Raw genomic sequence first — 22,694 nt, 5'->3', positions numbered from 1 at the left:
GATTCCGCTTCGCGGACAGGCAACGGCGAATTGTGGCCGTCGCCGCCGTGTTGGCCGCCGGAATGGCACATGCCGCCGGCAGCGACGCGCTGTTCGCTGCAACGCTGACCGGCACCGACGAAAAGCCTGTTGCGCTGGAAAGCTATCGCGGCAAGCCCATGGTCGTGAATTTCTGGGCACGCTGGTGCGGCCCGTGCCGGGTCGAGATTCCGGAGCTGATCAAGGCCCACGACAAGTACCGGAAGAAGGGACTGGTGGTGCTCGGCATCGGCCTCGAAGACAAGGCCGAATCGGTGCGCGATTTCATGAAGGCCTACGAGATGAACTACCCGGTGCTGCTGGCCAGGGACAAGGGCATCGAGCTGATGCAGGCACTGGGCAATCCCAAGGCCGGCCTGCCGTTCACCATAGTCATCAACCGACAGGGCGAGATCGTGGCGAGCAAGCTGGGCGCCATGAAAAAAGCCGAAATCGAAGCCGCCGCCGAGACGGCTCTTAAATAAGCAAGCAGGACACAGATCGAGGACACTCCCCATGCCGAAGCCAATGGAACCCACCCTGGACGCGCTGCACAACCCGTTTCTGCGCTACTTCGCGGCGACGCGGCCGGCGTTTCTCTCGGTCACCTTCGTCGGATGCCTGCTGGGCCTGGCTACTGCAGCATATTCCGGCATCCCCATCGGGCCCGCGCTGGCCACGGCGACCTTGTTCTTTGCCCTGATGGCGCACGCCGGCGCCAATGTCATCAACGACTACTACGATGCGATTTCCGGCTGCGACGCGGTCAACACCGAGCGCCAGTTTCCCTTCACCGGTGGGAGTCGCTTCATCCAGAACGGCGTTCTCTCGCAGCGCGCCACGGGCATCTTTGGCTATGCGCTGCTCGCCGCGGTGGTTCCCGCCGGACTGTGGCTGACCGCCGTCAGCGCCTCTGGCCTGATCCTGATCGGCCTGGCCGGTCTGGTGGTGGGCTGGTCGTACTCCGCGCCGCCGCTCAAGCTGCAGAGCCGCGGGCTGGGCGAATTCGCCATCACCGCGGGTTGGCTGCTGGTCGTCGTCGGCAGCGACTTCGTGCAGCGCCACGGCTTTGCTTTTGTCCCGGTTGCCGCCGGTCTTGGCTTTGCCCTGCTGGTGGCCAACGTGCTTTACATCAACCAGTTTCCGGATGTGAAGGCCGATGCCAGTGCCGGCAAGCACACGATGGTGGTGCGGCTGGGCGTGGCCAAGGCACGCTGGGGTTATGTGGTGATTGCCGCGCTGGCCTACGGCTGGCCCCTGCTGATGGTGCTGCTGGGCCATCTGCCCAAGGCAGCCATGATCGCCTTGCTGCCCGCTGCCGCCAGTGTCGCCGCAGCCCGCCAGCTCTGGTCCAATGCCGGGCAACCGGCGCAGCTCACCCCCGCGCTGAAATCGACCATCCTTGCCGCCAGCCTTCATGGTCTGGTCCTGGCCATCGTTCTAGCCACCCCGTGGAGCCGCACGATCTGAAGCCTGTCGTGTTGGTGATGCGATGAGTGTAAACATCGCCCTGCGCCTTGGCTTGTCGCTGTGCTTCGGGTTGGCGCTGCCGGCGTTGGCCATGCCGCCAGCGGCCTTGCAGCCCCTGATCGATGCCACGCCGGCCGGCGGTACTCTGCGTCTGCCTCCCGGCTCCTACGCCGGTCCGGCGTCGATCACCCGACCGCTGACGCTGGAAGGCGGCCGCCAGGCCGTTATCGTCGGCGACGGCAAGAGCACGGTGCTTTCCGTTGCCGCCAATGGCGTGACGCTGCGCGGCCTGCGGCTGACCGGTAGCGGCGATTCGCACGACCGGGTCGACGCAGGCGTATTGCTCGAAGGCGACGACCACCGGGTCGAGGACAACGAACTCGATGACGTGCTGTTCGGCATCCATCTCAAGCGGGTCAATCGTTCGCGCATCGCGAACAACCGGGTTACCGGCAAGAAACTCGATCAGGGCATGCGCGGCGATGCCATTCGACTCTGGTACAGCCAGCACAACGTGATCGAGGGCAACCGCTTCATCCGGGCGCGCGACCTGACCTTCGCCAACTCGGCGGACAACCGGATTGTCGGCAATCATTTCACTGACGGCCGTTACGGCATGCACATCATTTTCTCGCCACGCCTGCTGGTCGAGAACAACCGCCTGTCGGATACCGGCACCGGCATCATCGTGCTCTATTCGCCGGATCTAGTGCTGCGCGGCAACCATGTCGCCCACGCACTGACCGGCGGCGGTGGCGGCATCGTGTTCAAGGAGAGCAACGACGCCCTGGTCGAGAACAACGAAGTGCTGCACTGCTCGGTGGGACTGCGGGTCGACGCGCCGCCGGAATCGGTGGGCAAGCTGACGGTGAAGAACAACCGCTTCGCGCACAACATCATCGGCCTGTTTTTCTACGGCGAGGAGGGCGGCCATCGCTTCTTCGACAACCGCTTCGAGAACAACCTCACCACGGTGGCGATCAGCGCGCCTGGCGCCGGCAGCGCCAACAAGTGGCGCGGCAATTACTGGGACGACTATCAGGGATTCGACCGCAACGGCGACGGCATCGGCGACACGCCGCACGAGGTCTATTTGTTCGCCGACCGGATCTGGATGGAAACCCCGATGGCGACCTTCTTCCGCAATTCGCCGGTGCTCGAAATGCTGGATTTTCTGGAACGCCTGGCGCCTTTCTCGACGCCGCACCGGGTCCTGCAAGACCCTCGGCCGCGCATGAAGTAATGGCATGTCGCCGATAGGGACATGGCGGGTTTCGATTGACTGCTGTCAATGTGCCTGCGCGGCATTTGAGTAGAATCGGCCCATGTTCAGAATCTCCCAATTCATGCAGGAAATCGCCGCGCCGACGCCCATCGGGCCGGTGCGCAAGCCACCGGGGCCGGTGGTGATCTGGAACCTGATCCGTCGCTGCAACCTGACCTGCAAGCATTGCTATTCGATTTCCGCCGACAAGGATTTTGCGGGGGAGCTGAGTACCGCCGAAGTATTCGCCGTCATGGATCAACTCAAGGCGTTCAAGGTTCCGGCCCTGATCCTGTCGGGTGGCGAACCGTTGTTGCGGCCCGACATCTTCGAAATTTCCGCGCGCTCGAAGCAGATGGGCTTCTTCACCGCGCTGTCTTCCAATGGCACGCTGATCGACGCGCCGCTGTGCGAACGCATCAGGGAAATCGGCTACGACTACGTCGGCGTCAGCCTCGACGGCCTGGGCGCCACGCACGACAAGTTCCGCCGCATGAAGGGCGCCTTCGATCTGTCGCTGGCCGGCATCCGCCTGTGCCGCGAAGCCGGGCTCAAGGTCGGCGTGCGCTACACCATGACACAGGACAATTTCCAGGACCTGCCCGGCCTGCTCAAGCTGGTCGAGGACGAGGGCATCGACCGCTTCTATTTCTCGCATCTCAATTACGCCGGGCGCGGCAACAAGAACCGCAAGGACGATGCCTTGCACCAGATGACCCGCAGCGCCATGGACTTGCTGTTCGACACCTGCTGGGACTACCAGGAACGAGGCCTGCAGAAAGAATTCACCACCGGCAACAACGATGCCGACGGCGTGTATCTGCTCTACTGGCTGCAGCGGCGTTTCCCGGAGAAGCTCGAGCACATCCGGAAGAAGCTGGTGCAGTGGGGCGGCAATTCGAGCGGCATCAACGTTGCCAACATCGACAACCTGGGCAACGTCCATCCCGACACCATGTGGTGGCACCACACGCTGGGCAATGTCCGCGAGCGGCCTTTTGGCGATATCTGGATGGATACGTCGGACCCGCTGATGGCCGGCCTCAAGGCGCATCCGCGCACGGTGGGCGGGCGTTGCGGCGCCTGCGTCCATTTCGACATCTGCGGCGGCAACACGCGGGTACGCGCCCAGCAACTCACCGGCGATCCGTGGTCGGAAGACCCCGGCTGCTACCTCGGCGACGAGGAGGTCGGTGTCGCTTGACCTGGGTCAATTCGCCTGAAGAATGTCACCCGGCTGCGACACTATGTCGCACAGCGTCCCGAGCATCGAGTCTTATGATCCCTCATACGCGAATCGAATTGAGGGAGATACCCGATGACACAGAACCCACAGGATACGGCGACCGGCAAAGGCGAGATGGGATCGCTGCTGCTCGGCGCGGGTTTCGCTCTGGCATCGCTGATCATCCTGCCGGCCGTGGCCCAGCGCATCGGCCTCGGTTCGAGCCTGACGATCGCCCTGCGTGGCGCCCTGATGCGCGCCGCCAACCGCGTCTAGCCGCACTGCATCGATCCTTCCGATCCGGCCGCCTGGGCCGGTGGGTGCGCGTCTGTTGCACTCGCTCCGCTGCCTTGAAATACCGCGGAAAGCCGAATGAAATGAACTCTACGAGCTGTTTTCTGCGCAGCTTTGTCACGGCTTGCGCCATTGCACTGCTCACCGCCTGTTCCGATTCCGGCACCGGGGAACGGGTACTGGTCGCGCGTCCCGAGGGCGGCGATTTCGTCCTCCAAAGCGCCGCCGGTCCGGTGGACACCCGAGCATTGCGCGGCAACGTGCTGTTGATCTATTTCGGCTACGTCAATTGCCCGGACATCTGTCCGGTCTCGATGGCTGCGGGCGCCGCTGCACTCAATGCATTGACGCCGGCGGAACGGGCGAAGACGCGGATGATCATGATCTCGGTCGATCCCGAACGCGATACGCCGGCCAAGCTCAAGGACTACGTCGCCTATTTCCATCCGTCGATGGTCGGCGCGGTGGGCACGGCGACGGAGACTGCCGCGATCGCCAAGTCCTTCGGCGTCGGCTACCTGCGCCAGCCGACGCGCCCCGACGGTGGCTATGCCGTCGATCACAGCTCGCAGACCTTCGTCATCGGTCCCGACGGCAAGGTCGCGGAATTGCTGCCGATGGGCGTGCCCACCGGGAAGGTGGTGGCGACCGTGAGGAAACTGCTGTGATGCGTCCCGCCGATCGCGCCTTGCTGTTGCTGGTCGCGGGGGGCTGCGCGTTCGGGCTCTGCTTCGTCGATGCCGCGCGCCTGCGTGCGGCGGCCGGGGCCGACGAGGCCGAACGCACGCGCCTGGTGGCGCAATTGCGCCTGACCGACCTCGCGCTATTCACCGAAGCGCGCTACACCCGGCATCCCTCGCAGGCGGACCTGCATTCGGCCTTCCAGGATCATCCGCTGGCGCTCGAACATTTCCCCACCGGCTCGCTGATCTCGCCGCCGGCCGGATTGCTGAAAGTCGGCGCTGGCGACACGGCGGCAGCTGAAGGGAGCGCCGCGAAATGAAGCTCTGGCTGGCAAAGCAGCGCTACCTGATCGATTTCACGCTGGTTTCGCTGGCACGACGCAAGACGCGCAACCTCGGCTTGCTGTTCGTGTATGCGGTGCTGGTGTTCATGCTCGCTTCGGTGACGCTCTACACCCACGCTTTGCGGCAGGAGGCGGCGCGCGTGCTGGCGGCCTCGCCCGAGGTCATCGTGCAGCGCATGGTGGCCGGCCGTCACGACCTGATACCGCCCGGCTACATGGAAAAGATCGGCCGCATCCGGGGCGTACAGAAAATGGAAGGCCGCCTCTGGGGCTACTACTACGACGCGGTAACCAAGGCCAACTACACCTTCATGGTGCCGGCGGAGAATCCGCCGGCGGCGGGCGAGATCGTCGTCGGCCCGGCGCTGGAGCGTTCGCGAGGGCTGGCCAAAAACAACGGCATTTCCTTCCGCTCGTATTCCGGCAAGCTGCACACCTTCATCGTCGCCGACGTGCTGCCGCAGGCATCCGAGCTGGTCAGCGCCGACCTGGTGCTGATGAGCGAGCAGAATTTCCGCGCCTTCTTCGACTACCCCGCGGGCCACTACACCGACATCGCGCTGTCGGTGGCCAATCCGCAGGAAGTGCGCAACGTCGCGATCAAGCTCGCTGCCGCGCTGCCCGACGCGCGGCCCATCCTGAAGGACGAAGTGCTGCGCACCTATGCATCGATCTTCGACTGGCGCGAAGGCATTGTGCTGGCGCTGTTGTCCGCCGCCATCCTGGCTTTCGGCATCCTCGCCTGGGAGAAGGCCTCGGGGCTTTCGGCCGAGGAGAAGCGCGAGATCGGGATACTGAAGGCGATCGGTTGGGAGACCGGCGACGTGATCAAGATGAAATTCTGGGAAGGCCTGCTGATTTCGCTGACCGCCTTTCTCGTTGGCTTCATCGCCGCCTACGTGCATGTGTTCCATTTCGCAGCCTCGTTGTTCGAGCCGGTGCTGAAGGGTTGGGCGGTGCTCTACCCGCGTTTCCAGTTGACGCCGCACATCGACGGCCTGCAGGTGGCGACGCTGTTCTTCTTCACCGTCGTGCCTTACGCGGCGGCGGTGCTGGTGCCGATCTGGAAGGCGGCGATCACCGACCCGGATGCGGTGATGCGGGGCTGACATGATCGAACTCCACGCCATCCGCAAGGCTTTCAATCAGGGCCATGAAAACGAGTACTGGGCGCTCGACGGCATCGACCTGAGCATCGAGGCCAACAAGGTGACCGCCTTGCGCGGCCCCAGCGGTTCGGGCAAGACAACCCTGCTGACCATCATCGGCTGCCTGGCGCGGCCGACCGAGGGTCGCGTGCGGCTGGAGGGCGAGGACATCTCCGGCCTGCCCGAGCGTTTCCTGACCGAGATTCGGCGCAAGCGCTTCGGCTTCATCTTCCAGCAGTTCAACCTGATCAAGGGCCTGTCGGCGCTGGACAACATCATCCTGCCGGCCTACCCGACCGGGCGGCCGCGCCGCGAGTTGCTGGAGCGCGCCGAGGAATTGCTGGTCGGCCTCAAGCTCGGCCACCGCCGCCACGCCAAGGTCGAATGGCTCTCCGGCGGCGAACAGCAGCGCGTCGCCATCTGCCGTGCGCTGATCAACGACCCCGAACTGCTGATCGCCGACGAGCCCACCGCCAACCTCGACACCCACCTCGCGAATGAATTCATGGGCATCCTGGAAAGCCTCGCCGGTCAGGGGCGCACCATCCTGCTCACCAGCCATGATCCGCTGGTGGTCGAATCCGACGTGGTGCAGCGGGTGATCGACATGCGCGACGGCCGCATCATCGATTCGCGCTGACGCCGTATCGCCAGCGCCGACTTTCATGCTGTTCCAGCCCGCCATCATCGCACTCCTGCTGGCCTCCGCGCTGTGTGTGCTGGCGCTGGCGGCGAGCGCGCCGTTCGCGCTGGAAGTGATCCGGCGCTGGGACATCGGGAGCGGCAGCGAGCGGCAACTGCAACTCGAACGCCGCACCTACCTGTTCTCGACGCTGCTGAGCTTCGTCCTCGCGCTGCAACTCGCCGCCGTGCTGCTGTTCGTCTTCAATGCCGAGAAGATGTCGGGCATGTTCGTCGGCGCCATGTGCGCGGTAGGCACGCTCAACGTCAATGCTTTCGGCTTTCCGGCGCTCAATGCCAAGATCGCCGTGTTCTTCCTCGCCGCGATGTGGCTGGCGATCAACCACATCGACAGCCGTGCCCGCGACTATCCGCTGGTGCGAATCAAGTACGCGCTGCTGCTTTTGCTGGCGCCGCTATTGGTGGCGAGCGGCTGGGTCGAACTGCAATATTTCCTCGGCCTCAAGGCCGACGTCATCACTTCCTGCTGCGGCAGCCTGTTTTCCGAGGGCAGCCCGACACTGGCGGCCGAAGCCTCGGCCCTGCCGCCGCGGCCGGCGATGTGGCTGTTCTATGGCAGCCTCGGCGCCGCCATCGCGGTGGCGGCGTGGCACGGACTTGCCGGCGGGCGTGGCAGCGCCTACGCGCTGGCGGCAGCCAGCGCCATCGGCTTCGCTGCGTCCATCGCCGGCATACTTTCCTTCGTCTCGCTCTACATCTACGAGCACCCGAACCACCACTGTCCGTTCTGCATCCTCAAGCCCGAATACGGCTACCAGGGCTACTGGCTCTACCTGCCGCTGTTCGGCGCCACCGCGGCGGGCCTGGCAGTCGGCGCGATCCAGCCCTTTGCCCGCATCGCCAGCCTGCGCGAGATCGTGCCGGGCTTCTCGCGCAATCTCGCCGCCATCGCCGCCAACGGCTTTGCCTTGACCGCCGCCATTGCCACGGCGATGATCTGGCAATCCCGACTGATACTGCTGGAGCATTGATGCGATTTCTCATCACCGCGCTGTCGATCCTGCTGTTGGCCGCTTGCGGCGGCGACAAACCGCCGGCCAAACTCAACATCGGCGACATCGCGCCGACCTTCCAGACCTTCCGCGCCGACGGCATGCCCGCCCACTTCCCGGCGGCCTGGGCCGGCAAGCCGTTGGTGATCCGCTTCTGGGCCGACTGGTGCAAGTACTGCGAAGGCGAGATGAAGGACATCGAGAAGGTCTACCAGCGCCTCAAGCCGCGCGGGCTGGAGGTCATCGCGATCAATGCCGGACAGGACAGGAAGACCGTCGTCGAATTCATGAAAAAACTCGGCGTCAGCTACCCGGCGCTGCTGGACGAAGACTCCTCGATTGCAAAGCGCTACGGCGTGGTCGGCCTGCCCACCACCTACTTTGTTGACGCGAAGGGCATCGTGCGCGCCAAGCTGATCGGCGAAGCCGACGAGGCCGGCTTCGAGCGGGCGGCGCTGGAAGCCCTGAAATGAGTGCATCCCCCGACCCCAAGGCACCCTGCGACCTGTGCAGCCTGCCGGTAGGCATCAAGCCTTTCCTGCTGGAAACGCCGGAAAAATCCCTGGCCTTCTGTTGCGAAGGTTGCAAGGGAATTTACGAAATGTTGCACCAGATCAATAAATCGCCCGATCCGTTGGCGGACAATTAAATTGTGGAGATTCGAGGGAGCTCAAAATGATGAACGAAGAAATGATGAAACACGGTGCCGGCATGATGGGCGCGGGCGCGGGCATGATGAGCCATCCGGTGGCGAAAGGCGCAATGATGGCCGCGACCGGCTATGCGGCAACCCGCACATTGGTCGGCCACGGTTTGCTGCGCAGCCCCCTGATGTTGCTGGCGGGCGGCATTGCCGGTGGCATTGCGGTCGGCTACCTGCTGCGCAAGCATGAGAAGGAAATCGTGCTGGCGGTATCCAAGGCCATCGGCATGGGCAAGGACTTCGTCATGCAGCAGCGCGAGAACCTCGATGATCTGATGGCCGAAGCGAAGGAAACCGAAGCGCAGGCAGCCGCTGCGCCGGCGAGCCCGGACGCGCAAGCCGCCGAGTAGGGTTTCATGAATGCCAACGATCTGGCGCGACGCATTGTCGTCCGCCATCGGGAGGCCGGCTATTTGCGTCTGGAGCTTCCCGCGGAGCTTTGCCATGCCGGGGCCGCTGAGCTGATCGACGGCGCCCTGCGGCAGGTGGCGGGCGTCTATCGCGTGACGTTTTATGTCTCTCAACGTCGACTGGCCGTGAGCTACGACGCCCATGTCTGCACCGCCGCCGATGTGGCGCGGGGGTTGAAGGCCTGCCTGCATGCGCTGCCTGACGAAGCGATTGCCGCGGCGCCAGCCCGCAACACGATGACAACGCTGGCCGGGAAGCTCAACCCGGGCCTGCATGACGCTGCCCGCCAGGCGCGCCGCGCCTTTGCCAATCTGCGCGGCCGGATCGAGCGCCTGCGCCACCCGCAGGCCGCGCCCGGCAGCCTGCAGGCCAGGCTGCAGCCGATGCTGGCCAATGCACTGAGCGAAAAAGCGATCATCAATTTCCTCAACGACCTGGTCGCCTTCTACCTGGTCAAGGTGCATTGGGAACTCATCAGCCAGCGCTGGTTGAAAGACCCGGTCAAGCATGCCAATGCCTGGCTGACGGTGTTCTACCTGATGTTCCTGCTGGTGCGCTATCGCAAGGCGATTGCAGCCGAGGTTGCCAAGACCACGGCGAAGCCGGTGCCTGTCGCACAGCCATGAAAAACTTCCGCGTCGTCCATCGTCTTTCACGTCGCATCAGGCTCGTCGCGCCGGCGTTGAACAAGCAGCCCGAACGCTGCTACATCCTCGAAATCCTGCTGCGCAAGCACGGCGCGGTGAAGGACGTGCGGGCCGTGCCGCAGATCGGCTCGGTGACACTGCATTACGACCCGTCGCAGCTTGCCGAAGAGCGCCTGCTGGCGATCGTCGATGCCGTGATCGGCAATATCGCCGTGGCGCCAGCGCCGTCCGCAAGGGATACCGCCTCCGGGTTTCCCGGAGGCATAAATCTTTCGCCTGAGCCGGTTTCGGCGACGGCTATCGACGGCCCCGCGCAGGAATGCAACGCCGCCGTCGAAGGCATGACCTGCGCCTCCTGCGCGCTGCTGATCGAGATGAGCCTGCAGCGCGACCCGCGCGTGGATGCGGCGGCGGTTAACTTCGCCGCCGGCACGGTTACGGTCAAGGGCCATCTGCCGCGCGAGGAACTCTTCGCCACGGTCGGTCGGCTTGGCTACGAGGCGCGACCGATGGATACCCTGGCGCAGCGTCGGCTGATCGTCGAGCGCGAAAAGGCGCGGCTGGCCGATGCCAAGAAGCGCCTGATCCATGCCGCCTGGCTGACCGCGCCGGTGATGGTCTCCGGCATGCTGATGCATCAATCGCCGGTGCTGCGGCTGCTGGAACTGGGCCTGTCGACCGTCGTGGTATTCGGCAGCGGCAGCGAGATTTTCAGGAAGGCCTGGGCATTGGCGAAGCAGCGCGAAGCCAACATGGACACGCTGATCAGCATGGGCGCCGGCGCCGCATATCTCTACAGCCTGCCGGGCGTTTTGCGCCCGCATCACCACGTCTATTTCGAATCGGCGGCGGCCATCGTCGCCTTCGTCCTCGGCGGCCGCTACATGGAAGAGCGCGCCAAGGGCAAGGCCTCCGAAGCGATCCGCAAACTCATCGAACTGCAACCCGAAACCGCGATTCGCGTCACCGCCGGCGGCGACGAAATCATTGCCATCGACGACGTACAACCCGGCGATCGTTTGCGCGTGCGGCCCGGCGACAAGGTGCCGACCGACGGCGTGGTGGAGGAGGGCGCATCGAATCTCGACGAATCCATGCTCACCGGCGAATCGCTGCCGGTGTCGAAAGGCATCGGCGACGTCGTGGTCGGTGGCTGCCTCAACGGCAATGGCGGCTTCATCATGCGCGTCACGGCGGTCGGCGGCGACACGGTACTGTCGGGCATCGTCAAGCTGGTCGACCATGCGCAGGGCAGCAAACTGCCGGTGCAGAAACTCGCCGACCGCATTTCGGCGCGCTTCGTGCCGGCGGTGGCCGGCATCGGCGGACTGACGCTGGCGGGCTGGCTCATGGCCGGGCATCCGGCCTCGCGCGCGCTGGCGCACTCGGTGGCCGTGCTGCTGATCGCCTGCCCCTGCGCGCTCGGGCTGGCGACGCCGACCGCGATCATGGTCGGCACCGGACAGGCGGCGCGGCGCGGCATTTATATCCGCAACGGCGAGGCGCTGGAGACCGCCGCCACGCTGAACACGCTGGTGTTCGACAAGACCGGCACCATCACCGAGGGCAAGCCGACGGTGACGGATTTCCTGCTGCTCGAAGGGCGCGACGAAGCGCGCACGCTGGCGCTGGTCGCCGGGGTCGAGGCGCACTCCGAACACTTCCTGGCGCGCGCAATCAACGCCTGGTGCCGCGCACGCGCCGTGTCGCCGGCGCCGACTCTTGATTTCGAAGCCTGGCCCGGCCGCGGCGTCCGCGCCCTGGCCGATGACCACAGCGAAATCCTGGTCGGCAACGCCACGCTGCTGGAAGCGGCCGGCATCGACTTCCGCGCCCAACAGGATCAGGCGCAGGCCTGGGCCGAGCAGGGCAAGACGCCGGTGTATGTCGCCATCGACGGCGTCTGCGTTGCGCTGTTCGCCATTGCCGACCAGGCGCGCCCCGGGGCCAAGGAAGCCATCGCGCTGCTGCACCGGCTCGGGCTGCAAACCGTGATGGCAACGGGCGATGTCGCGGCGGTCGCGAATCACGTCGCGCGCCAGGTCGGCATCGACCGCGTCATCGCGCGCGCCACGCCGGCCGACAAGCTGGAACTGATCCGCGCGCTTCAAGCCGAAAACCGCCGTGTCGGCATGATCGGCGACGGCATCAACGATGCACCCGCGCTGGCGGCGGCAGACGTCGGCTTCGCCATCGGCGGCGGCGCCGACATCGCGGTCGAATCGGCCGACATCACGCTGGTCGGCGGCGACATCGCGCGCGTCGCCGGCGGCATCGAACTTTCGCGCCGCACCATGGGCATCATCCGCCAGAACCTGTTCTGGGCGCTGGGCTACAACGTCGTCGCGATTCCGGTCGCGGCGGCCGGCCGCCTCAATCCCATGATCGCGGCGGCGGCGATGGCCATGAGTTCGGTCTCGGTGGTCACCAACTCGCTGCGGCTGCAAAAGTAGCCGGGTGGATCACAGCCAGCACGCGCACATCGCCGAGTTTTCCTATTGGGCCGCGTTCATGGTCGGCCTGCTCGGCAGCGGCCATTGCATCGGCATGTGCGGCGGGCTGGTGTCGGGCTGCTTCATGAAGCTGCAGGCGAAGGGGCCGTGGCCCTACGCCGCCTATCACGCCTCGCGCATAGCCATTTACGCCGGCGTCGGTCTCGTCGCCGCGCTGCTCGGCACGGTGCTGGTGGCCAGCGGCATGACGGGGCTGGCGCAGGGCGTGCTGCAGATCCTCGCCGGCGCCATCGTGATATTGCTCGGCCTCGACCTGCTCGGCGTCTCGCCGATCCGCAACGCCTATGGTTTCGCGCCGATGGCCTGGCTGCGCAAACAGTTCGTCACCGCCTCGCAAAAAGGTCCGGTGCTCGGCGCCGCCATCAGCGGCGCGATCAACGGCCTGATGCCCTGCTCGATGACCATGGCCATGGCGGTCAAGGCCACCACCGCAGCGAGCCCGCCCGAAGGCATGCTGCTGATGCTGGCCTTCGGCGCCGGGACGCTGCCGTCGATGCTGTTCGCCTCGGTGCTGTTCGGCAAGCTCGGACCGAAACTGCGCGGCGGCTTGCAGAAGCTCGCCGCGCTGTTCGTCATTGCGCTGGGCGTGGCGACGCTGTGGCAGGGCGTGCGCTTCTACCTGGTGATGTACAAGCTGGTGGCCTGAACGCCGTGTCCCACCAGGGGACTTGTTGCGGGGCGTCGCCGGCACCGTCCGCAAGGGATACCGTCTTCGGCGCCACCGGAGACATGACTTTCCTCGCGAGAAAACGCCGGCGCGAGGCCGGCGTCGGTTTGCCGAGCGCGAGCTTCCTCAGAACTTGTAATTCATCCCCGCGTAAATCGAGCGGCCCATGCCGGGGATGGCGGTGCCCCAGGGCGGAGTTCCTGCGGATGCCGTCGGCGGCATGGTGACCCCTTGGCCGACGTAGGCGCCGCTCAGCGGATGGAAGTAAAGCCTGTCGAACACGTTGTCGATGCCGACATCGAAGCGCATCTGCTTCCAAGTGTAGCTGCCGCGCAGGTTGAGCAGGGCATAACCCGGCGTCACGACCTCGTTGCGGACTTGCGAAACATCCGACTTGCGCGCCACGAGCTGGGTTTCCGCCGTGCCGCTCCAGTTGCCGAGATTCTGTTCCAGCGCCAGCTTGGCGTTCAGCGGCATGATGTTGTAGAGATTGTCGCTGGCGCCGTCGGCCGTCTTGCCCCTGACATAGCTCAACATGCCGGACAGGGTGAAGCTGCCGAATCCGGTATTGCGCGCCAGCGGCAGATGGCCGGTGATGTCTAGGCCATGGAGCCTGGCGTCCTGGTTGCCGTACTTGAGGAACACGAAGTCGTTGGTTCGGGTCACGTTCGCCGCGACGCAGACCCCCGCGCCGGTGAAGCAGCGCTGGGCGTTGATGTAGTCCTTGACGTAGGTGGCGTAGGGCGTCACCTTCAGCCCCCAGCTCTTTTGTTCGGCATCGTGCCAGTCGAAGGTGGCGCTCAGCGTGTGCGCGACTTCCGGCTTCAGGTCGAGGTTGCCGACGTAGCCGTTGCCGTCGCCCACCATGTTGATCATGAACATGGCCATGCCGCCGGTCGACCATGTGTAGCGCTCATACAGATTGGGCGAGCGGGTCTTGCGCGCATAGCCGAACTCGATGGTTTGTGTTTTCGTCGGCGCATGGCGGGCGAGGGCGGTGATGTCCCAGTTGCGATCGGTCTTGCGGCGGTCGCTGTTGTTGAATCGCGTGGCGTCGGCCGCGTAGCCTGCGTTGTAGCCCTGGACGGTGCCAGTATTCATCTTCACGGTTTCGTGACGCACGCCGAGCAGGCTGGTCCATTGCGGATTCCAGCGAGCCTCCCACTCGCCGAACACGGCATGGCGGTCGCGTTCCCCATTGTTGATGTCCCAGAAGGTGTTCGGCGACATGCCGCCATTGCCCGCCGGCGGCCACCAGTCGCTGAAACGATACTGCTGGAGCTCGGCGCCGACGCGCAGCAGGTCGCGTTCCGACAGGATGATGTCGGCCTTGAGGGTCGCGCCGGTGTTGCTTCCTTCCGTGTCCATCGGCATGCCGGGCGCCGGAATTGCCACCGGCGGCGGCGTCGGATTGCCCCGGTACCAATAGGCCTTGTCTTCCAGGAAGTTCATCTTGTGCCGCGTCTGCTCGCGGTAGACGCGCGCCTGCAGGCTGCCCCAGTCGAACTGGCCGGTGTAGCGCAGGTTGAGATGCACGCCGTCGTTGGCGGTCATGTCCATGCGCTGGTTCGGAAAGCCCTGGTAGGGAATGTCCTGCGTGCCGACCTTGAACTCGACCAGGTGATTGTCATGACGCAGGGCGAAGCCCAGCGACTGGTTGGTCGACTTGTACATGGTCGAGCCGACTTCATCGCCCGCCAGCCATTTGGTCGAGTTCTGGATCGAGCGGCCATCGGCGATGAAGGCCCGTCCCGCCGGCTTGAAATTGCCGCCGGCCGTATAGTCGTCGCCCTTCGCGGTCGAGCCGCTGTAGCTCACGCTGAGTTTCTCGCTGGCGATGGTCGCGGAAAGGTTGCCGCCATTGGCGTTGCCGTTGCTGCGATAGAACACGCCGGCCTCGCCCTTGGTCAGCGTGCCCTGGCCGGCCCTGGCGAATTCCGGCGTGGCGGAGTCGACCAAAATCGTGCCGCCGATGCTGTCGCCGCCGGAACTCACCGGCGCAATCCCGGCGAAGACCTTGATGCTGCCTACTGCCGTCGGGTCGATGTAGGACAGTGGCGGATTCATGTGGTTGCCGCAGGCGGAGATCAGGTCCATGCCGTCCACCTTGATGCGCAACCGGTCGTCGGCCAGGCCGTGGATCGCCGGCAGGCTGGAAACCGCGCCGGCGCCGTAGAGGCTGACGCCGGGCACGTCGCGCAACAGGGTGGCGGTATCGCTGGTGGCTGCGCGCTGGCCCGCGAGGCTGACGCTATCCACCGCATCGCCACGGAATTTCTCGGCGGTGCTCTGGCCGGTAATGACTAGGGTACTCAGGGTTTTCACATCGTCGGTCGCGAAGGCGATGCAGGGCAATGCCGCTAGGGTAGCTGACAGGAATTTTCGTTGCATTGGAGTTGATCCGATAGTGGCAAGACAATTGGAGACAGATGAATTGCCGCGCATGTTAGAGGCCGGCGATCACGCGCTCGTGCGACCGAAGGCCGCATGTGACGATCGGCCGCGCGGCAAGCCGTCGCAGCTTGTTGTCGGCAGACATGTCTCTTGATTTTGATCAATGAAATCGGAACGGCACGGTCGGCGATCTGCGACTTGATGTCACATGCGGTGATATGCCACATGAAATTTCGGTAGGCGAAGCGAGAATATCGGTTCCATTCCGCGCATTGAAACCGGGCACTCATGATCAGCATCAATCTTTCTGACGAGGTCGCCATCAGAGTCCGGCGGATCCTGGAGGATCGCAACTGCTCCGGGGAGATCGCCAGAATTGCGGGCGAGGTACTCGATCTGACCGTCCTTCTCGAAACGTGGCCCGTTCCCCGCTCGTCGAATCTCGATGAGGATTGGAGGCGGAAAGTATCCGAGTTGTGCCGTCTCTTCGGTGGCAATCTGTGTGGCGCGCAGCAATGCACGGCGCATCAGGACATCGAAAGTGACCTGCTTTGCGGAATCAGCCGGACGACGAATCAGGACGAGAGTCATCCATGACGACGCCGGGTCATCATCCCTGCATCATTGTCCAGCGGGTTCGGTGACGAAGCCGATGCGCGTGAGTCCGGCCTTGGCCGCGGTTGCCATCACCTCGGCCACGCGCTCATAGCGCGCATTGCGATCGGCGCGCAGGTGCAGTTCAGGTTGCGGTTGCCGCTGCGCCTCCGCTTTGAAACGCGGGCCGAGATCGCCAAGGCTCACCGGCTCGCCGCTCCAGAACAGTTCGCCGCTTTCGCGGATGCCGAACTCGATGTGCTCGGGCTTGGTCACATTTGCGCTGGAGGACGCCTTGGGCAGGTCGATCTTCACCGCATGCGTGAGCAAGGGCGCGGTGACGATGAAGATCACCAGCAGCACCAGCATCACGTCCACCAGCGGTACCACGTTCATGTCGGCCATCGGCGGCGTGTGGCGACGGCTGTCGAAGCTTCCCATTGCCATGTCATGCCTCCCGTCGGGCCGCCCCAAGGGAGGCATGCGCCCCCTCGGGGGGCAGCGAATGAAAGTGAGCGTGGGGGCTCATCATGCCTCCCGTCGGGCCGCCCCAAGGGAGGCATGCGCCCCCCGGGTGGGCAGGGGATGAATGTGGGCTTGGGGGTTCAGGATTTCTCCGGCAGGTTTGCCCACGGTGAGCAGGACGTAGACGTCGTGCGCGAAGGCGTCCAGCCGGGCCAGCCAGAGGCGGTTGCGCCGATTGAAGGCGTTGTAGGCGAGTACCGCGGGAATCGCCACGGCCAATCCCAGCGCCGTCATGATCAGCGCCTCGCCGACCGGGCCTGCCACCTTGTCCAGCGTTCCCTGCCCGGAAAGACCGATCTGCACCAGCGCGTGGTAGATGCCCCATACGGTGCCGAACAGGCCGACGTAGGGGGCTGCCGAGCCGGCCGAAGCCAGCACCGTCAGGCCATGTTCCGCGGCGGCGGACTCCTGCTCGATGCCGTTGCGCAGCACTCGCGTCAGCAACTCGCCAAAGCCGCCGGCCGCGGCCAGGTTCTGCTGCCCGTGCGCGGCGTTGTTCGCGGCTGCCTTGAGCGCCTGTCGGGCCAGTTCGGAGAAGGGATTGGCCAGTGCCGGATCGGTGAGCACGGTGTCCGCCGCCTGCAGTGACGGCGCTGCCCAGAAGCGGGCGAGAAAGGCGTCTGCCCGCTTTTGCGCCAGCGTGTTGGCAATGGCACGGGTAACGATCAGGTACCAGCTTGCCACCGAAAGCATCAGCAGCACGGCGAGCACGCCCTTGCCGACACCGTCGGTCTGGGAAAGGAAATGGGCAAAGCCAAGCCCGGTGGCTGCGGTCGGTTCCATGAGTCAGTGTCCTTGCAAGACGAAATGAAAGGGTTGTTTCGCGATGGCGCGCGTCGGCTGGCCATTGCGCTGCGGCGGGTTGCAGCGCCAGGTCTTCACGGCGGCCAATGCGGCATGATCGAGGCGCTCGAAACCGCTGGCGGTCTCGACTTTGGCGTTTGCTACCAGTCCCTGTTCGTCGAGTTCGACGCGCAGTACGACAATGCCAACCTCTCCGAGGCGACGTGACATGGCCGGATAGACAGGCGGCGCGCGTTCCGGACAAGCCAGCGAAAGTTCCGATCCGAGGGCCATCGGATTGGCGGACAAGGGCATGCGCGGCGCGTCTATCACCGGTTCTTGGCGGGGAGGCAGCGGCGCAACGTAGTCGATCGGTGCCGTTACGGGGGCTTCGGCCACCAGTTGTCGTGGCTGCGGCTTTTCCACGCGTTGAGGTTTAGGCGGTGGCGACTTTGGCTTCTCTGCTTTCGGCGGTGCCGGCGGCGCGATGAAGTGGACAAACAAGGCGTCGATCGTGCTTGACGACGGCAGCAGACGATGCTGCCAGAGCGCTCCCAGCGCCGCTGCATGCAGCAGGATAACGAATACGAGGCCGGGCCAGCGCGGTGACGCTGCGATCATTCCGCAGCCTTTGTGAATGCCGGGCGGCGCAAGCGGCGCCAGCCGATCACCACGCCGCTGATGCAAAGTACGAAACCGCCGATGCTAAGCAGGATTAGCGTCGTGTCCCAGAGAGGGCGGCGATTGACGAATCCGCGCAGATCGAAACTGTGAAGGAAATTGAACAGCCAGCGTCGGACTCTCCCGGTACTGTCGAGGCTGTTGAAAATACTTGCGGTATGGGGATCGAGATGGACCCAGGTGTGGTGCGGATCGTCGAATTCCACCCGCAACACCGGCAGGCGCCGTTCAATATGGCCGCTCAGGTTGTGCGGCTGACGACCATAGTAATAGTTGTCGTAGTCCGTCAGAAGAGTCGCGCGGATGATAGTGTAATCGGGGATCAGCCTTGCGGCGGCAGCGAGCAAGGCATCTTTCGGAATCATCTCAATGGGTCTGTTGGCGTTACTTGAATCGTCGGCGGCAACGATTTCGGAACGTCCGTCAGCGGCACGCAGGAGATAATACGGATGCCCATCGAACAGCCTGACGCTGATTTCTCGAACCGGGAAATTGGCTCGTCTGACGGCTTCGCCAGGCGAGAGCGTGAAACGGGCGTGCTCAAGGCTGACTCCGGCAAATGCGCGGTGGTCCGGCCTGGGACCACCGGATTCAAAGACTCTCCACGGGTTGAGGGAAAGCATTCCGCTCAAGACCCAAGTCAGGGTGATCAATCCGAAGAGCAGTCCGGAAATGTGGTGCCAGCGTGTCCAGTTGTTTCGGTAAGGGCTGCGCGATCCGTTGGCGAATCTGCCCTTGAATCGCCAGCGCAGCACGCCAACCCACATGCCGAGCAGTGCGAGTACTGTCCCGACGAGGGCGGTATAAATGATGATGTCGGATCGCCATTTATCGAAGAACTCGCCTTTGAGCGGATAGAAAAAATGGAGGATCGCACCGAGATAGTTCCAGCCGCGTTCCAGTCGCGTCGAATCGCGAATGACTTCACCGGTGCGCGACGAGATGTACAACTCTGTTCCGTTGGTGTCGTTCAGGGCGATGCGGAACAATGGACGATGATGGTCCAGTCCGCGGGATACAGTGAAGATATCCTGGCGAACCACTTCCATCAGGCTCGGTTGGCTTTCCGGCGCAAATGCCCGGGCGACCATCAGTGCATGGGCTTCGTCGACGTGATCCATTGCCTTGCCGGTGGCGGCCTCAACCGCGGTCTGGCGGTTGCGCCCGTCACTTGCGAGCCAGTAGGGAGCGTTGCCTATCATCACCAGACTCAATGCCGGCAAACCGTCGCCAACTCTGCCTCGTGCTGGTTTTTCGCTCGCGCTGGATATTTCCGGCAGGGCTTTCCGGGCAGCCGATAACGCCTGCTGCGGCGATATGCAGCAGCTTTCGCTCAGCGAGAGGTCGGGCAGGTGTTCCAGTCGTTCAAGCGGTGTCAGCTTCGGGTAGCCCACGTACATCATCACTACGCCCGAAAGAAACCACACTGCCATGAGAAGGCATACGGCGATGCCCGTCCAGCGATGCGCGATATAGAGCCAACGCTTCGCGACACTCATGATCCTCATCGTTCCTGTTTCAGAACTTGCTTTGCAAGACCAGCTCAAACGCACGCGGCTCGCCGATGCGGACCTGGCTGCTGCCCGACGTGAAGTAGATTTCGTCGCCGAGGTTGCGTCCGCGCAATGTCAGCGTGTTTTGACGGTCAATCTTGTAGGACACGCTGGCACCCCACAAAGTGTAGGCGTTGAAACGCTGCTCGTTTGCAACGTCGGCGTAGCGGTCGCCGACATACCGTGTTTCCAGCGTGGTGGACCACGCCGCATTGGCATCCCATGTTAGATAGAGGTTGGCGACGTGTGCCGGGATGTTGGTCGGGCGGTTACCGGCGCGGGAGACGGCGACAGTGCCGACTTTCTGTATGAATTTGTCGTACTGGGCCGAAACCACGGCGAGATTGCCTTGCAGTCGCCATTGCCGATTCAGGCGAATCCCCGCTTGGGCTTCAATGCCGCGTGAAGACTGCTGGCCGATCGGAACGCTGACGTTGGGATTGTCCGGGTCTGGCGTCGAGAGGTTCTTGCGGACGATCCTGTAAGCCGCCAGCGTCGCGTTGCCGCGACCTTCGAGAAAATCGAATTTACTTCCGAGTTCTATTTGATTGCCGGTGGTCAGATCCCAGTTCTGGATGGCGCCGTAGTTGGTTGTGGTGAGGATGCCAGCGGGCGGATCGGCGGCGGTGCTGTAGGTGAGATAGGCGTTGGCGGTCGGGGTCATGTCGTACATGAAGCCAAGTCGCCCTGTTAGCGGCGTGTAGGTCTGCTCGAAGTAGAGCGGGTTATCCGCATTTACGGTACGGAAGTTTTGCACCGCCAGTTTGATGTGTTCCGCGCGCAATCCGGAAATGAGTCCCCATCTGTTGGTAAGTTTGGTCAGGTTTTCGGCATAAATGGCCTTGGTGTATAGGCGGTTGGTACGTTCCGGATTGGTCGCGAGGCCGGTGCCGGCAATCTGGAAATAGTTGCCAACCGTGAAATTCACCGGGTCTACCGTGTTGACGTTGGTGACGGTGGCAGCCGGGTAACGGGTTTGCTTGTTGCGACTGATATCCAGCCCGATCGATGACGTGGATGGCATGCCCAGAAGCGTGCCCTTGTGCAACAGTTCAATCTTGTCGCCGATCAGGCTTTGGCCGTGCGCGGTGGCATATGCCGAACCGCGCGTGACAAGCGTGTTTGCGGCGTTGTAGCGATATGACTCGACGTTACGGTAGTCGCGATCGGCGTCGTAGTGATAGAGCGTATTCTTGATTTGCGTGGCAGCCGACAGGCGATAGTCAAGGATGGAACGGAACCATTGCACGTCCTGCTCGTAGGCGCCGTCGGCGGCGTTGTAGTTCTTGAAACGAACGGCCGGATCGAATTGCGAATTGACCGTGGGATTGAGCAGCGGCGTTCCCCAGTAGGGCTGCTCGTCCTTTGTCTGGTATTCCCAGGCAAGGGTGTGGGACAGGCGCGGACTGATCTCCCACAGCCATGAACCGGCGAAGACAAAGGACCGCCCATCGGTCCGCTCAACATAGCCATCCCACCCTTGAGTGCTGACATCCGCACGCAGAAAGTGATGCGAGTCCGCGTCGCCGACTCGTCCATTGACGCCGTATGCTGCCTGGTACTGACCAAAGCTGCCGGCACGAAACAGGGTCTCCTGAGTCAATGGCTGGTTGGTCGCCAGCTTGCTCACGTAGTTCACCGCGCCGCCGACAGCCCCTGATCCGTAGAGGAAGCTTGAGGCGCCGCCGAGCACCTCGACGCGATCCAGGAGCCACGAGTCCACCGGAAACGTGGAAATGATGTAGCCGACGTCGATACCGTTGAACATCTGCGTGATCTGGGAACTGGTGAATCCGCGATAGGACAGGACGCCTCCCGATCCTGGGGTGCCGTGTTCGGAGATACCCGGCGCGCTGCTGACAGCCTCTATCGTGCTGCGAGCACCCCGCTCATCGATCGTGTCACGATCCACGATGTTGACGGTGGCCGCCGTTTCGCGCGCCGTCAGCCCAAGCCGGCTACCGGTCTGGGTGGTCGTGTCGAGCGGCAGTCGGGCGTTTGGCTCTAGGCCCGCGCCGGTAACGGTGATGGCCGGGAGGTTCGTCTGTGCGTGCGCTGCTGGAATCGCGACGAGTCCAGCAATGGCGAGTGCCGCCCAGCATTTATTGACGCGCTCACTCGGACGAGGATATCTGGTCTTCATTGTTGCTTCCTTGGGATGATGTTCGAGCCGTTGTGACGACAGACTCGCGGTCAAGTTGAGTTACCCGTCAGTCGTCGTCGCAAATAATTAGGGTGGCGAATTCTGTCGCCGTTCGGACCAAAAGTTATGCGGCGAAACGCCACATGCGGCGATTCGCCGCGCGGCATGGTGTCGCGCTGTTGCCTCGACTGGCCGATTTTTGATCGTGATCAAAGACGCGCGTGAAATTGCGCTGCCGCACGCCGCGCTGCGGCAAAATGCCGCAGAGAAAGTGCATTCGCAACGCCTAATATTGCACTGCACATTTCCCATTAATGAAGGAGTCCATCATGGACAGACGCGAAGCACTCAAACTCTCATTGCTCGCCGGAGTCGGCCTGGCGGCCGGCGGCGCGCAGGCGCAGCAGGCCTGTGCCACGGATGGTACGCCGGCGCAATTCACGCCGAAGAAGCCGGCAGATGCCAAGCCGCTGGAAAACGAGCTGGAAAAGTATCCGAAGTGCCCCTACTGCGGCATGGACCGCAAGGAGCATCACCGCACCCGGATGCTGGTCCAGTACAGCGACGACCTGGTCGACGGCACCTGCTCGATCCATTGCCTGGGCCTGAGCCTTGGCGTGAACATCGACCGCGAACCGAAGGCGATCCTGGGTCCGGATTACGGCAGCACGGCCGAGCCGCGTCCGCTGCTGGCGGTGGAGAAACTGACTTACCTGATCGGCGCCGACCTCAAGCATGCGATGACCAAGCGCAGCAAGCATTCCTTCGCGGCGAAGGAAGTGGCGGAACAATTCAAGCAGAAACACGGCGGGGAATTCGGCGACTTCAACGAGGCGCTGAAGCAGTCCTATCTCGACATGGCGGCCGACGTGGCGCAGATTCGCAAGAACCGCGAGGAGCGTCGCAAGAAAATGATGATGCACAAGCAGGGCTGAGGCTG

At 63.7% G+C, this 22,694-nt stretch carries 24 protein-coding genes; 17 read left to right on the top strand and 7 right to left on the bottom strand.

Annotated features, from left to right (window positions below):
* Positions 1 to 62 precede the first annotated feature (62 nt).
* The 16 genes from SUTH_RS12765 to SUTH_RS12690 all read left to right on the top strand — a co-directional run bounded on the left by SUTH_RS12765 (position 63) and on the right by SUTH_RS12690 (position 13,060).
* Positions 63 to 503, top strand: coding sequence for a TlpA disulfide reductase family protein (locus SUTH_RS12765; RefSeq protein ID WP_052473853.1), 441 nt, complete (start codon positions 63 to 65; stop codon positions 501 to 503).
* Between the two features lie 43 nt (positions 504 to 546).
* Positions 547 to 1,488 carry a prenyltransferase gene (locus SUTH_RS12760; RefSeq protein WP_231851006.1) on the top strand — a complete coding sequence of 314 codons (942 nt, stop codon included), beginning with the start codon at positions 547 to 549 and terminating at the stop codon, positions 1,486 to 1,488.
* Between the two features lie 22 nt (positions 1,489 to 1,510).
* Positions 1,511 to 2,731 carry a nitrous oxide reductase family maturation protein NosD gene (nosD, locus tag SUTH_RS12755; protein WP_041099729.1) on the top strand — a complete coding sequence of 407 codons (1,221 nt, stop codon included), beginning with the start codon at positions 1,511 to 1,513 and terminating at the stop codon, positions 2,729 to 2,731.
* A gap of 82 nt (positions 2,732 to 2,813) precedes the next feature.
* On the top strand, positions 2,814 to 3,956 hold the full coding sequence (nirJ, locus tag SUTH_RS12750; RefSeq protein WP_041099727.1) for a heme d1 biosynthesis radical SAM protein NirJ: 1,143 nt from the start codon (positions 2,814 to 2,816) through the stop codon (positions 3,954 to 3,956).
* Between the two features lie 114 nt (positions 3,957 to 4,070).
* A complete protein-coding gene (locus SUTH_RS12745; protein WP_041099726.1) occupies positions 4,071 to 4,253 on the top strand; it encodes a hypothetical protein in 183 nt (60 codons plus the stop codon).
* Between the two features lie 101 nt (positions 4,254 to 4,354).
* The gene (locus SUTH_RS12740; protein ID WP_041099724.1) at positions 4,355 to 4,939 is read left to right on the top strand and encodes an SCO family protein; all 585 of its coding nucleotides are present in this window, start codon (positions 4,355 to 4,357) and stop codon (positions 4,937 to 4,939) included.
* Entirely contained in the window at positions 4,936 to 5,274 is a 339-nt protein-coding gene (locus SUTH_RS12735) for a hypothetical protein (RefSeq protein ID WP_197539584.1), read from the top strand. The genes SUTH_RS12740 and SUTH_RS12735 overlap by 4 nt, the downstream gene beginning before the upstream one ends.
* Positions 5,271 to 6,407 carry an ABC transporter permease gene (locus SUTH_RS12730; protein WP_041099722.1) on the top strand — a complete coding sequence of 379 codons (1,137 nt, stop codon included), beginning with the start codon at positions 5,271 to 5,273 and terminating at the stop codon, positions 6,405 to 6,407. The genes SUTH_RS12735 and SUTH_RS12730 overlap by 4 nt, the downstream gene beginning before the upstream one ends.
* 1 nt (position 6,408) lies before the next feature.
* The gene (locus SUTH_RS12725; protein ID WP_041099720.1) at positions 6,409 to 7,086 is read left to right on the top strand and encodes an ABC transporter ATP-binding protein; all 678 of its coding nucleotides are present in this window, start codon (positions 6,409 to 6,411) and stop codon (positions 7,084 to 7,086) included.
* Between the two features lie 25 nt (positions 7,087 to 7,111).
* Positions 7,112 to 8,119, top strand: a complete 1,008-nt coding sequence (locus SUTH_RS12720) for a hypothetical protein (protein WP_041099718.1) — start codon at positions 7,112 to 7,114, stop codon at positions 8,117 to 8,119.
* Positions 8,119 to 8,613, top strand: coding sequence for a TlpA disulfide reductase family protein (locus tag SUTH_RS12715; protein WP_041099716.1), 495 nt, complete (start codon positions 8,119 to 8,121; stop codon positions 8,611 to 8,613). The genes SUTH_RS12720 and SUTH_RS12715 overlap by 1 nt, the downstream gene beginning before the upstream one ends.
* Complete coding sequence (locus SUTH_RS12710; protein ID WP_041099714.1) at positions 8,610 to 8,789, top strand: metal-binding protein; 180 nt, start codon at positions 8,610 to 8,612, stop codon at positions 8,787 to 8,789. Before SUTH_RS12715 ends, SUTH_RS12710 begins: the two co-directional genes overlap by 4 nt.
* Positions 8,790 to 8,815: 26 nt before the next feature.
* Positions 8,816 to 9,193, top strand: a complete 378-nt coding sequence (locus tag SUTH_RS12705) for a hypothetical protein (protein ID WP_041099712.1) — start codon at positions 8,816 to 8,818, stop codon at positions 9,191 to 9,193.
* Positions 9,194 to 9,199: 6 nt separating this feature from the next.
* Positions 9,200 to 9,880, top strand: a complete 681-nt coding sequence (locus SUTH_RS12700; RefSeq protein WP_041099710.1) for a hypothetical protein — start codon at positions 9,200 to 9,202, stop codon at positions 9,878 to 9,880.
* Positions 9,877 to 12,354 (top strand): heavy metal translocating P-type ATPase, encoded by a 2,478-nt coding sequence (locus SUTH_RS12695; RefSeq protein WP_041099708.1) that lies wholly within the window; start codon positions 9,877 to 9,879, stop codon positions 12,352 to 12,354. Before SUTH_RS12700 ends, SUTH_RS12695 begins: the two co-directional genes overlap by 4 nt.
* 4 nt (positions 12,355 to 12,358) lie before the next feature.
* Positions 12,359 to 13,060 carry a sulfite exporter TauE/SafE family protein gene (locus SUTH_RS12690; RefSeq protein ID WP_041099705.1) on the top strand — a complete coding sequence of 234 codons (702 nt, stop codon included), beginning with the start codon at positions 12,359 to 12,361 and terminating at the stop codon, positions 13,058 to 13,060.
* Between the two features lie 147 nt (positions 13,061 to 13,207).
* Here SUTH_RS12690 and SUTH_RS12685 read toward each other — a convergent pair whose 3' ends face one another.
* The 7 genes from SUTH_RS12685 to SUTH_RS12655 form a co-directional block, all read right to left on the bottom strand.
* A complete protein-coding gene (locus tag SUTH_RS12685) occupies positions 13,208 to 15,472 on the bottom strand; it encodes a TonB-dependent receptor plug domain-containing protein (protein WP_041099703.1) in 2,265 nt (754 codons plus the stop codon).
* Positions 15,473 to 15,679: 207 nt separating this feature from the next.
* Entirely contained in the window at positions 15,680 to 16,066 is a 387-nt protein-coding gene (locus SUTH_RS19440; protein WP_148312934.1) for a hypothetical protein, read from the bottom strand.
* A gap of 30 nt (positions 16,067 to 16,096) precedes the next feature.
* Positions 16,097 to 16,516: an ExbD/TolR family protein gene (locus SUTH_RS12675; RefSeq protein ID WP_041099698.1), complete on the bottom strand. Its 420-nt coding sequence runs from the start codon at positions 16,514 to 16,516 to the stop codon at positions 16,097 to 16,099.
* An 81-nt stretch (positions 16,517 to 16,597) separates the two neighbouring features.
* Complete coding sequence (locus tag SUTH_RS12670) at positions 16,598 to 17,377, bottom strand: MotA/TolQ/ExbB proton channel family protein (RefSeq protein WP_084207397.1); 780 nt, start codon at positions 17,375 to 17,377, stop codon at positions 16,598 to 16,600.
* A gap of 3 nt (positions 17,378 to 17,380) precedes the next feature.
* Positions 17,381 to 17,998: an energy transducer TonB gene (locus SUTH_RS12665; RefSeq protein ID WP_041099696.1), complete on the bottom strand. Its 618-nt coding sequence runs from the start codon at positions 17,996 to 17,998 to the stop codon at positions 17,381 to 17,383.
* A complete protein-coding gene (locus tag SUTH_RS12660) occupies positions 17,995 to 19,557 on the bottom strand; it encodes a PepSY domain-containing protein (protein WP_041102308.1) in 1,563 nt (520 codons plus the stop codon). Before SUTH_RS12660 ends, SUTH_RS12665 begins: the two co-directional genes overlap by 4 nt.
* 19 nt (positions 19,558 to 19,576) lie before the next feature.
* Entirely contained in the window at positions 19,577 to 21,754 is a 2,178-nt protein-coding gene (locus SUTH_RS12655) for a TonB-dependent receptor (protein WP_041099694.1), read from the bottom strand.
* 329 nt (positions 21,755 to 22,083) lie between these two features.
* Here SUTH_RS12655 and SUTH_RS12650 point away from each other — a divergent pair, with 329 nt between their 5' ends.
* Positions 22,084 to 22,689 carry a nitrous oxide reductase accessory protein NosL gene (locus SUTH_RS12650; protein WP_041102307.1) on the top strand — a complete coding sequence of 202 codons (606 nt, stop codon included), beginning with the start codon at positions 22,084 to 22,086 and terminating at the stop codon, positions 22,687 to 22,689.
* Positions 22,690 to 22,694 lie beyond the last annotated feature (5 nt).

This window comes from Sulfuritalea hydrogenivorans sk43H, from assembly GCF_000828635.1.
Lineage (GTDB): Bacteria > Pseudomonadota > Gammaproteobacteria > Burkholderiales > Rhodocyclaceae > Sulfuritalea > Sulfuritalea hydrogenivorans.
The sequence above is the reverse complement of the archived record's forward strand: the minus strand, read 5'-3'. Positions and strand labels throughout refer to the sequence as shown.